We start from the raw sequence: 11,568 nt of genomic DNA, 5'->3' as shown, positions 1-11,568 counted from the left end.
TTTGGATTAGTAGCAGATTTCTTGAAGCAAAAAGATAGGAAAGTAAATGAATCCGTGTTCTTTACCATTAACAATGAACGCTCAGGAGTAATAAGGGAATCGCATAAAGGTAATATTTCCTGCCGTATTAACCATGACTAGCGAATTCGAGAACGCAAGGAGGACGGTGGCGAGGGAATGCCTCAAAGAACTGGAAAAACTACCCAAATACGACGATACCGCAGTGACCGCAGTCCTCGATAAGTACACACCCCAATTTAAACCACTCAACCATATGCGATCCAGCGCTAAATCAGTGCTGGGATATTATGTGCGAATGATTCAGAAGGAAATGAAAAGAGGTTAAAATATGCAGATGCTAACTCTGGATGAATGGGCAAGCGACAGATATAGGAGTCGCCCGCCTAGTTTAAGCACCCTTCAACGTTATGCTAGAAATGGTTTTTTTTACCCACCAGCACAAAAAGAAGGCGGCATTTGGCGGGTTAGAGAAGATGCAGAACTGGTTGGACGGTTAGCTACTCCAACTATAAATAAGTCGGATAATCCTAAATTACAGAGGATCTTAAATGATGGCTGCTAGACCTCGCAAAAACAATATCAATATCCCCAACTTATACCCATTGTTTAGTCGCAAAACCAATAAGGTGTATTGGCGCTATCGACATCCCATTACAGGAAAATACCATGCTTTAGGCGACGATGAGCAAGAAGCAAAAGAAATTGCTATTGAAGCCAACAATAGACTAGCTGAACAACGTAGCCGGCAAGTCATGGCAATTGGTGATCGTATAGCAAAAATTAAGGGAAAAGAAATTACTGTTGATACGTGGCTGAATAGGTACTGGAAAGTTCAGGAAGAACGCCTAGAAACTGGTGATATCAAACTCAATACGTTCAAACAGAAACGCAAGCCGGTAGATTTAATGCGGCAAGCTCTAGCAATGAAGTCTCTTCCTGCCGTGGATGCCAGAGATATAGCTGAAATACTGGATCAATATAAATCAGCCGGACAACCTCGTATGGCTCAAGTTATCCGTTCTGTTTTGATTGATGTTTTTAAGGAAGCTCAACATGCCGGGGAGGTTCCTCCGGGTTACAATCCCGCCCTAGCAACTAAGCAGCCAAGGAGGAGAGTGACTCGTCAGCGTCTCAATCTGGATGAGTGGCAAAAAATATTTGAAGTCGCTGACTCACACCACAAGTACATGGGTAATGCAATGTTGTTAGCAATAGTAACAGGCCAGAGATTAGGTGATATTTCTGAGATGAAATTTAGTGATATTTGGGACGATCATCTGCATGTTTCTCAAGAAAAAACAGGAACCAGATTAGCTATCCCCTTAGCGTTACGATGCAATGCTCTCAATATTTCTCTCAGAGAAGTTGTTGCGCGATGCCGCGACCGTGTTGTTAGCCCGTATTTAATTCACTACTTTCACACCACATCACAGTCTAAACGCGGAGAAAAAGTAACAGCTAATACATTAACAACAAACTTCAAAAAAGCACGTGATAAAACAGATATTGATTGGAGAGAAGGAACTCCAGCGGCCTTTCATGAGCAGCGCTCATTATCAGAGCGTCTATATCGCGATCAGGGTATTAATACGAAAGATTTATTGGGGCATAAAACGCAGCAACAGACAGATAAATACCATGATGACCGTGGCAAAGATTGGATAAAAATTGTCGTCTAAGTTGCTCAAAATTTGATGGGTTTTGATAACTGGTTTTGATAATGTTTTGATAACCGTTTCCATTGTGATAATAAAACAACGGGAACCATTAAGCTCCCGTCATCTATTCAGTTAAGCAATTAATTACATATGTGAGATAATTGCATCGCCGAACTCGCTACATTTCAGCAGCTTAGCGCCTTCCATCAGACGCTCAAAATCGTAAGTTACGGTCTTGGCAGCAATGGAACCTTCAACACCTTTAACGATTAAGTCAGCAGCCTCGAACCATCCCATGTGGCGCAACATCATTTCAGCGGAAAGGATCACCGAACCCGGGTTGACCTTATCCTGGCCTGCATACTTAGGTGCCGTACCGTGTGTTGCTTCGAACAGTGCGCACTCGTCACCAATGTTTGCACCTGGAGCGATACCGATGCCACCCACCTGTGCAGCCAAAGCATCAGAAATGTAGTCACCATTCAGGTTCATACAAGCGATAACATCATACTCTGCCGGACGCAGCAGGATCTGTTGCAAGAAAGCATCTGCAATGACATCCTTGATGATGATATCTTTGTCATTTTTAGGATTCTTGATCTTAACCCACGGACCACCATCCAACAATTCTCCGCCGAATTCAGTGCGAGCCAGTTCATAACCCCAGTCCTTGAAAGCACCTTCGGTGAATTTCATGATATTGCCTTTATGAACCAGAGTGACTGATTCACGGTCATTATCAATAGCATATTCAATCGCGGCACGTACTAAACGTTTAGTGCCTTCTTCTGAGCAAGGTTTTACACCGATACCACACTGTTGAGGGAAACGGATCTTATTAACACCCATTTCATCTTGCAGGAATTTAATCACTTTGTCCGCTTGCGCTGAACCTGCTTTCCACTCAATACCCGCATAAATATCTTCAGCGTTTTCGCGGAAAATAACCATATCGGTTAATTCAGGCTGCTTAACAGGGCTTGGCGTACCTTGGTAGTAACGAACCGGACGCAGGCAGACATACAGATCCAATTGCTGACGCAGTGCTACATTCAGCGAACGGATACCACCACCTACTGGCGTTGTCAGAGGACCTTTGATAGCAACACGATATTCACGAATCAAATCTAGCGTTTCATCGGGTAACCAAACATCTTTACCATAGACATGCGTGGATTTTTCACCTGTGTAGATTTCCATCCAGGAAATTTTGCGCTCACCGCTATACGCTTTCTGAACCGCAGCATCAACAACTTTTAGCATGACCGGCGTAACATCAACACCAATGCCATCCCCTTCGATATAAGGGATAATCGGGTTATTCGGAACACTTAATTTACCTTTGACATCAATAGTAATTTTTTTACCTTCCGCTGGAACAACAACTTTGCTTTCCATTAACCTCTCCTTTCAAATAAGCGCAATGCCTTGTTAATTTTTTGTAAGGGACGTGTCAATACTACTTGAATATTCTGCAAACGCCAACGGTCACAGATTTTAAGGTATAATACGCACCCTTATTTTTAACGATGGCTTATCATGACAAATATCCCTTTTAAAAAACGCCAACTTAACCGATTCAGCCAGAGAAAAAATAACAGAGCTATAAAAAAAACAATTAGCCCTCGTCGGGTATTGATTTTGAACAAACCTTATGATGTCTTGCCTCAATTCACCGATGCAATGGGCAGAGCAACGTTAAAAGATTTTATCCCGTTTCCTGATGTTTATGCCGCGGGTCGTCTGGATCGTGATAGTGAAGGTTTACTGGTGCTGACCAATGATGGCAAATTGCAAGCTAAACTGACTCAACCCGCTAAAAAAAGCGCTAAAGTTTATTATGTTCAGGTTGAAGGCATTCCTGATGAAACGGCCCTGAATAAACTGCGTAGCGGCGTTTTATTGAAAGATGGCCCAACCTTATCCGCTGGCGCTGAATTAGTCGAAGAGCCTGAGTGGCTTTGGGAGAGAATTCCCCCTATTCGGGAACGAAAAAGCATTCCGGTAAGTTGGCTTAAAATTACGTTATATGAAGGGCGAAATCGGCAAGTACGTAGGATGACCGCTCATGTGGGTTATCCTACACTGCGCCTAATCCGTTTTAGTATGGGTTCGATACAATTAGACTCATTATCCCCTGGAGAATGGAGAGAAATTAATCTTGTTTAGTCCACACGTCACGGTTGCCTGCATTGTTCATGCAGAAAATAAATTTTTGATTGTTGAAGAATTGATCAACGGCAAGCTCCTCTGGAACCAACCGGCAGGCCACCTTGAAGCGGATGAAACATTACTGGCTGCTGCTGAACGGGAACTGTGGGAAGAAACCGGAATTCGTGTACAACCACACGCATTTTTAAAATTGCACCAATGGGTTGCGCCGGACAGAACCCCATTTATCCGTTTTCTATTCCTGGTTGAAATGGAAAAAGTCATAGATACCAATCCACAAGATGACGATATCCATTGCTGCCATTGGTTAAGTGCAGAAGAGATCCTTAACAGTTCACAGTTACGCTCCCCTCTGGTCGCCGAAAGTCTTCTTTGCTACCTGGAGCACAAAACTTATCCACTCTCGATACTGGATTCTTATGGTTCACCTTTCGCCAAATGAAGACGCTTGGTGCACCTTGGTTGCCAACGTGCTAAAGTATTGCGTTTGTTTTTTTCCGCAGTGAGATATATCCATGTCAGATAACAGCCAGAAAAAAGTCATTGTCGGCATGTCCGGCGGTGTTGATTCATCCGTTTCCGCCTACCTTCTGCAACAGCAGGGCTACCAGGTAGCTGGCCTGTTCATGAAAAACTGGGAAGAAGACGATAGTGAAGAGTATTGCTCGGCGGCTACCGATCTTGCCGATGCTCAGGCCGTTTGTGACAAACTGGGCATAGAATTGCATACCATTAATTTTGCAGCCGAGTATTGGGATAATGTATTCGAACATTTTCTGGCTGAATATCAAGCAGGCAGAACCCCCAATCCTGACATTCTTTGCAATAAAGAAATCAAATTTAAAGCATTTCTGGAGTTTGCCGCAGAGGATTTAGGAGCTGACTATATTGCAACCGGGCATTATGTCCGTCGTCGGGATGTGAACGGTATGAGCCAATTGCTCCGTGGCCTGGATGATAATAAAGATCAAAGCTATTTTTTATATACCTTAAGCCACCAGCAAGTTGCTAAGAGCCTGTTTCCGGTAGGGGAATTGGAAAAACCCGAAGTACGCCGCATTGCCGAAGAAATTGGCCTGATCACCGCAAAGAAAAAAGATTCGACGGGCATCTGTTTTATTGGTGAGCGTAAGTTCCGTGATTTCCTTGGGCGCTATTTACCCGCCCAGCCCGGCCCGATAATGACGGTTGATGGACAGACCATCGGCCAACATACCGGCTTGATGTACCATACACTCGGTCAGCGCAAAGGACTGGGGATTGGGGGGACGAAAAACGGTAGTGAAGAACCCTGGTATGTCGTCGATAAAGATGTCGAAAATAACATACTGATTGTTGCTCAAGGCCATGAGCATCCTCGTTTGATGTCGCTCGGTTTGATTGCCCGGCAACTGGATTGGGTGGATCGCCGACCACTGCAAGCAGAAATACGCTGTGTAGTCAAAACACGCTACCGTCAGCATGATATTCCCTGCACTGTCGTCCCTCTGGGCGAAGATAACATTGAGGTTCGTTTTGATAGCCCTGTTGCCGCTATCACCCCGGGCCAATCCGCTGTGTTTTATCAAGGTGAAGTTTGTCTCGGTGGTGGTGTGATCGAACAACGTATACAGGAGTAGTTGTGGCTAAAAATTATTACGATATTACACTGGCGCTGGCAGGTATCTGCCAGTCAGGCCGTCTGGTACAAAAACTTGCCCATGAAGGCCAGTGTGATACTGATGCTTTTGAGATCATGATCAACAGTGTCCTGAACATGAATCCAACCTCCACGCTGGATGTCTTTGGCAATGATGCCTGCAACCTGCGTGTTGGCCTTGATGCCATGTTGGGTATGTTCAATGGTTCACATAGTGGCGTTTCTGCCGATCTTACCCGCTATATGCTGAGTTTGGTGGCACTGGAACGCCGCTTGAGTAAAAATCCGTCTGCCATCAATCAATTGGCAAATCGCATTGAACAATTAGAACGCCAGCAAGCCTATTTTGAACCTATGTCAGAGGGAATGTTCAACGCCCTGGCTGGAATTTATGTCGATGTTATCAGCCCGTTGGGATCACGCATTCAAGTGACGGGTTCACCTGATGTATTACGTAATTCGTTGATTCAGGCAAAAGTCAGATCGGTGTTACTGGCCGGTATCCGTAGTGCCGTTTTATGGCAACAAGTTGGCGGTAGCCGCCTGCAAATCATGTTTTCTCGTCAACGTCTGATCCGACAGGCAAAAGAGATCCTTGCTAACGGTTAGATGGTAAAGACTGTCAGCGAAAAACTGTTAAATCTAAATTATTAAACATAAATCTGTTAAACATACATTGTTAAATAAAATCCGGGAGTTGCTACCAATGGAATTATCCTCACTGACCGCTGTTTCTCCAATTGATGGCCGCTACGGCGATAAAGTCAGCGCATTACGCGCTATTTTTAGTGAGTTCGGCTTACTAAAATTCCGTGTGCAAGTCGAAGTACGTTGGCTGCAAAAACTGGCTGCAACCACAGAAATCCGAGAAGTTCCTGCTTTTGACGCCAACGCAAACGCTTACCTTGATGAAATTATTGCAAATTTCAATGAGCAGGATGCACTGCGTATCAAAGAGATTGAACGCACAACCAACCACGACGTTAAGGCTGTTGAATATTTTCTGAAAGAGAAAGTCGCGCATATTCCTGCCCTGCATCAGGTTGCAGAATTTATTCATTTTGCCTGCACATCAGAAGATATTAATAACCTGTCACATGCCTTGATGCTTAAAACAGCCCGTGAGGAAGTTCTGCTGCCGCAATGGTGCCAAATAATCGATACCATCACACGCATGGCACATGATTATCGCGATCTGCCACTGCTATCGCGGACACACGGTCAACCTGCCACACCTTCCACGGTTGGCAAGGAATTTGCTAATGTGGCCTATCGTATGAAGCGCCAATTCCGTCAGCTTGAGCAGGCAGAAGTTCTGGGCAAAATCAACGGGGCGGTGGGTAACTATAATGCGCACTTATCCGCCTATCCACAAGTTGACTGGCATCAATTCAGTGAGTCATTTGTGACCTCTTTAGGTATTCAGTGGAACCCGTATACCACTCAGATTGAACCCCATGATTACATTGCAGAACTGTTTGATTGTGTGGCGCGTTTCAACACCATCCTAATCGATTTTGATCGCGATATCTGGGGTTACATCGCCTTGAACCATTTCAAGCAAAAAACCATCGCCGGGGAAATTGGTTCTTCTACCATGCCACATAAAGTCAATCCGATTGATTTCGAAAACTCAGAAGGCAACCTGGGCCTGGCAAATGCGGTTCTGGGGCATCTTGCCAGCAAACTGCCGGCTTCTCGCTGGCAGCGTGACCTGACAGATTCGACCGTATTGCGTAATCTGGGCGTTGGTCTGGGATATGCATTGATTGCTTATCAATCCACTATGAAGGGGTTGAATAAGCTGGAAGTCAATGAACAGCACTTACTGAATGAACTGGATTGCAATTGGGAAGTATTGGCAGAGCCTATCCAAACTGTTATGCGCCGTTATGGCATTGAAAAGCCCTATGAAAAACTGAAAGAACTGACTCGTGGTAAACGAGTTGATGCTGAAGGGATGAAAGCGTTTATTGATGGCCTTGAGCTTCCTGAAGTGGAAAAAGAGCGCCTCAAATCCATGACGCCAGCAAATTACATTGGATATGCCGCTTCGCTGGTTGACCAGTTAAAATAATCTGTATTTATCCCTACAAATGGGCGGGTTCTATTCCGCCCATGCGCAATTTTCGTGCTGCAATTTCCTGCTAACTGCGTAATCCCAGCAGACTCCCAGTCGCCACGTAGCAACCTGAATGCTATTGAATATATGAACTTATATAGAAGTTAAATAAATTGTATATTTATTTACTATTTCAACCTAACCATTTGTTTTTAAATGCACCAATCATTAATATACCAACAAAAGCTAAATAGTTACTATACTTAGTTTATTCATAATCATATACCTATAATTTTATTTAATTTTTATTGACGAAATTGGTTACTTAGCTATTTTAAATTTATTTGATAAACATTAATTACTGATTAGCATAAGGAATCATTATGCGGATATTGATCGTTGAAGATAATGCATTACTTCGCCATCACTTAACCGTGCAATTACGGGATATCGGACATCAAGTTGATGCTGCGGAGAATGCTAAAGAAGCAGATTATTATCTTAAAGAAAGTCACCCTGATATTGCTATCGTTGATTTAGGGTTACCGGGAGAAGATGGTCTTAGCATGTTACAGCGCTGGCGCAGTGAGCAAGTTAATTTACCTATCCTTGTTCTTACCGCTCGTGAGAGCTGGCAAGAAAAAGTCAACGTGCTAAACGCGGGTGCAGATGATTATGTTACTAAGCCCTTTCATCTGGAAGAAATTAATGCCCGCATACAAGCATTAATGCGACGTAATAGTGGGTTGGCATCACAATTAGTTGAGATATCACCATTTTTAATCAACCTCTCAAGAAAGGAGTTTTCTATCAATGAAACCAATATTAAGTTGACCGCCTTTGAATACATTATTATCGAAACCTTAATGCGCAATAATGGCAAAGTTGTCAGTAAAGAAACACTAATGCGCCAATTGTATCCGGATGCTGAACTACGCGAGAGTCACACAATTGATGTATTAATGGGGCGTTTGAGGAAAAAAATACTGAATGAATGGCCGGAAGAGGTCATTGTCACTGTTCGTGGTCAAGGGTATCGCTTCGATGTGAAGTCTTATAATGTTTAAGTTCTCTGAAAAACCTTTTTCTTTGAGAACACGGTTTCTCATGGCTACGGCTGCTATTATTCTTGCATTGACCCTATCATATGGCATTGTTGCTATCGCCGGATATTTAGTCAGTTTTGATAAAACAAGCTATTCCATACTCCGTAGCCAAAGTAATTTATTTTTCACATTAGCCAAATGGGAAAATAACAAGCTAGAAATCCTTGTTCCCACCGATTTTTCCATGAATTACCGCTCATTAGCACTGATCTATGATAATGATGGAAATATTCTTTGGCGCCAGAATAATGTGTCTGAATTGGAAAGAATGATTGATCCTGACTGGCTGAAAAAAGATGGCTTATATACACTAGAAGCGTATTTTAAAGAAAAAGGGGACTTTTTCTATAATCCAACAGCAACAGCAAATCAAGATAATGCAAAAAAGGCAGAAAATAGTAAGGACGTGTTATTAACCTACTCAGTTGCTGTAAATATTTATCCTGCCACTGACAAACTGCCTGCCATGACCATTGTTATCATTGATACCATTCCACAAGATGTACAGGAATCAGCAAAAGTATGGGAATGGTTTGGATATGTACTAATCGCTAACTTACTTCTCATTATTCCATTAATCTGGCTTGCCGCTGACTGGAGTCTTAGGCCAATAAAATCCGTAATTACCCAAATCAGTTCATTAGAAAATGGAGAAAGGAAAGAACTGGATGAGAACCCTCCTACTGAATTAAGAGGGCTGGTCAGAAACTTAAATAACTTGTTATCCAATGAACGTAAACGTTATGCAAAATATCACACAACCCTCTCGGATTTGACGCATAGCCTGAAAACACCCTTGGCGGTATTACAGTCAACCCTGCGCTCTCTGCGCCCCCCTCAAAAGCTGACCATTGAACAAGCTGAACCCATTATGCTTGAACAAATTGACCGGATATCCCAACAAATCGGATATTATCTACACAAAGCCAATATGCGCAGCGACCATAGCTTACTTCTGAGGCAGATTTCTTCTGTCCCAATCTTGCTCGATGGCCTAATCAGTGCCTTAACTAAGGTATATCAACATAAGGACATCAAAATTATGCTCGATGTTTCTCCTGAAGTCACATGGCTGGGGGAAAAAAATGACTTTCTGGAAGTGATGGGAAACATTCTGGATAATGCTTGTAAATATTGCCTGAAATTGGTCAAAATCACCGCCACAATGGGAGAAAATTCAGTCACTATTATTGTCGATGATGATGGATTAGGTGTCCTCCCTGATAAGCGAGAAATGATTTTTCAGCGAGGCTTACGCGCCGATACACTGCGATCAGGCCAGGGTCTTGGTTTGTCGATAGCGTCTGAAATTGTCGAGCAATATGAAGGTGATATCAGTATTGATGATAGTCCACTTGGTGGTGCCAGGGTGAGTGTAATATTTCGCGCCCAACACAATGCTCATCAACACAATAACTCATCAACATAAAGCAGCCAACACAATGCGTTCACCATGCGATAATGATTAGGCGATTGCTAAGCATTTTCCATTGAAACAATAAACAAAAGTTAATATTTTATTAACAGATGATATGCAGGCAGGAAATTTAGATTTGCTTTGAATAACAATGCAATAAATACCAAATAAATAAACCAAGTTGCCACTTTGTTAATAAAGTGGCAACTCAAAACTTATTGTGTCTATATTGACAATGAAGGTTGGTTTAGGTAATCCAGCACAACTTGATGATGATCACTGGTTTTGAATTGATTAAAAACGTGTTCAATCTCACCTTGTGGATTAATTAAGAAACTGATGCGATGAATGCCATCATAGGTTTTCCCCATGAACTGCTTTTCTCCCCACACACCAAACTGTTCGGCAACCTGGTGGTCAATATCAGAAAGCAGCGTGAAATTCAGCATGTCTTTTTCTACAAAGCGGGATAGTTTTTCAGGTGCATCTGGGCTGATACCCAAGACTTCAACATTGGCGTTTTTTAGCTCATCCATAGAATCACGTAAGCCACAGGCTTGAGTTGTGCAGCCAAGTGTCATTGCTTTGGGATAAAAATAAACTAAAACACGTTGACCTTTGAAGTCTGATAAATTAATGGGTTCGCCATCTTGGTCAGGAAGGCTGAATTGTGGTGCCTTGTCTCCGGCTTTCAATGGACTCATCACTTATTCTCCGGTTAATCGTTTTGATTTAAATGGTCTTGTACGATAATACTGCCTTGTGCATTTAATTCTGTACATAGATGATGAAAATTTTCTTTAAATATCGTGCCATTATCATCAACTGGGTTGTGACCAGTGATTTGGATTTGCAGACGAGCAGGGTGATTTCCTTCGGCTGGGTGAGTTTTTGATACCAGTTCCGCGATATTAAGATCCTGGGCTGTGAATAAACTGGTAAAGCGCTCAACAATTCCCGGTGAATCAACTACGTCTACCTTAACGGTGATGGTCGAAGGAAATTTTTTCTGGACACCGCATCGGGTACGCTTCATCACGATGAGTAATTCAAGTTCTGCGCCCTTTTGTGGCAAGGTGGATTCGATCAAAGTAATGGCATTCCAGCTACCCGATAGCAACATGATAAAAGTAAATTCTTCGCCAAACATAGCTAAACGGCTGTCTTCAATATTACAGCCACATGTGCTGACGAGGCGGGTAATGGTATTGACGATGCCGGGACGATCGGTACCGAGGGCGGTGATCACTAAGAAATGCTGTTCTGATGTTGGCAAAGCGGTTTTCCTTTAATTTTAGTTGGTGTTTGCTGTGTATGTTGTGTTTTAACATAAAAAATGATCAGGAGAAGGTCAATCGCCTTTATCAAGGGAACAAAATTATAATTTATGTTTAATCAGCTACACTTGATATTAACAAAATTCATTGAAATCGCGTGGTTAAAGAGTTTTCTTCTGTATAGCAAGAAAGTACCATGAACCTCTCATTTGCAGT

12 protein-coding genes are annotated in these 11,568 nt (G+C 42.7%); 9 read left to right on the top strand and 3 right to left on the bottom strand.

From position 1 onward, the window contains the following. Positions 1-349 precede the first annotated feature (349 nt). Together ABLA76_RS13165 and ABLA76_RS13160 are read left to right on the top strand one after the other, a co-directional pair. Positions 350-583: an excisionase gene (locus ABLA76_RS13165; RefSeq protein ID WP_047768002.1), complete on the top strand. Its 234-nt coding sequence runs from the start codon at positions 350-352 to the stop codon at positions 581-583. Then, the gene (locus ABLA76_RS13160) at positions 573-1,700 is read left to right on the top strand and encodes a site-specific integrase (RefSeq protein ID WP_348988262.1); all 1,128 of its coding nucleotides are present in this window, start codon (positions 573-575) and stop codon (positions 1,698-1,700) included. Before ABLA76_RS13165 ends, ABLA76_RS13160 begins: the two co-directional genes overlap by 11 nt. Positions 1,701-1,823: 123 nt before the next feature. On the opposite strand, the gene icd is transcribed toward ABLA76_RS13160, so the two are convergent. Then, positions 1,824-3,077 carry an NADP-dependent isocitrate dehydrogenase gene (gene icd / locus ABLA76_RS13155; RefSeq protein WP_348988258.1) on the bottom strand — a complete coding sequence of 418 codons (1,254 nt, stop codon included), beginning with the start codon at positions 3,075-3,077 and terminating at the stop codon, positions 1,824-1,826. 141 nt (positions 3,078-3,218) lie between these two features. Here icd and rluE point away from each other — a divergent pair, with 141 nt between their 5' ends. The 7 genes from rluE to phoQ all read left to right on the top strand — a co-directional run bounded on the left by rluE (position 3,219) and on the right by phoQ (position 10,087). Continuing rightward, positions 3,219-3,848 (top strand): 23S rRNA pseudouridine(2457) synthase RluE, encoded by a 630-nt coding sequence (gene rluE / locus ABLA76_RS13150; protein ID WP_348988257.1) that lies wholly within the window; start codon positions 3,219-3,221, stop codon positions 3,846-3,848. Then, entirely contained in the window at positions 3,841-4,293 is a 453-nt protein-coding gene (locus ABLA76_RS13145; RefSeq protein ID WP_348988256.1) for an NUDIX hydrolase, read from the top strand. The genes rluE and ABLA76_RS13145 overlap by 8 nt, the downstream gene beginning before the upstream one ends. A gap of 73 nt (positions 4,294-4,366) precedes the next feature. After that, positions 4,367-5,470, top strand: a complete 1,104-nt coding sequence (gene mnmA / locus ABLA76_RS13140) for a tRNA 2-thiouridine(34) synthase MnmA (protein ID WP_348988255.1) — start codon at positions 4,367-4,369, stop codon at positions 5,468-5,470. Between the two features lie 2 nt (positions 5,471-5,472). Then, positions 5,473-6,099 carry a high frequency lysogenization protein HflD gene (gene hflD, locus ABLA76_RS13135; RefSeq protein ID WP_348988254.1) on the top strand — a complete coding sequence of 209 codons (627 nt, stop codon included), beginning with the start codon at positions 5,473-5,475 and terminating at the stop codon, positions 6,097-6,099. Positions 6,100-6,196: 97 nt separating this feature from the next. Further along, positions 6,197-7,567: an adenylosuccinate lyase gene (gene purB, locus ABLA76_RS13130; RefSeq protein ID WP_348988253.1), complete on the top strand. Its 1,371-nt coding sequence runs from the start codon at positions 6,197-6,199 to the stop codon at positions 7,565-7,567. 368 nt (positions 7,568-7,935) lie between these two features. Next, the gene (phoP, locus tag ABLA76_RS13125; protein ID WP_047767992.1) at positions 7,936-8,619 is read left to right on the top strand and encodes a two-component system response regulator PhoP; all 684 of its coding nucleotides are present in this window, start codon (positions 7,936-7,938) and stop codon (positions 8,617-8,619) included. Continuing rightward, positions 8,612-10,087 carry a two-component system sensor histidine kinase PhoQ gene (phoQ, locus tag ABLA76_RS13120; protein ID WP_348988252.1) on the top strand — a complete coding sequence of 492 codons (1,476 nt, stop codon included), beginning with the start codon at positions 8,612-8,614 and terminating at the stop codon, positions 10,085-10,087. Before phoP ends, phoQ begins: the two co-directional genes overlap by 8 nt. Positions 10,088-10,299: 212 nt before the next feature. On the opposite strand, the gene bcp is transcribed toward phoQ, so the two are convergent. Together bcp and ABLA76_RS13110 are read right to left on the bottom strand one after the other, a co-directional pair. Further along, positions 10,300-10,779, bottom strand: a complete 480-nt coding sequence (gene bcp, locus ABLA76_RS13115) for a thioredoxin-dependent thiol peroxidase (protein WP_348988251.1) — start codon at positions 10,777-10,779, stop codon at positions 10,300-10,302. A 14-nt stretch (positions 10,780-10,793) separates the two neighbouring features. Then, on the bottom strand, positions 10,794-11,351 hold the full coding sequence (locus ABLA76_RS13110) for a glycine cleavage system transcriptional repressor (protein ID WP_348988250.1): 558 nt from the start codon (positions 11,349-11,351) through the stop codon (positions 10,794-10,796). Positions 11,352-11,568: the final 217 nt, after the last annotated feature.

Origin of the sequence: Xenorhabdus sp. SGI240 (genome assembly GCF_040081915.1) — a bacterium.
GTDB lineage: Bacteria > Pseudomonadota > Gammaproteobacteria > Enterobacterales > Enterobacteriaceae > Xenorhabdus > Xenorhabdus bakwenae.
The sequence above is the reverse complement of the archived record's forward strand: the minus strand, read 5'-3'. Positions and strand labels throughout refer to the sequence as shown.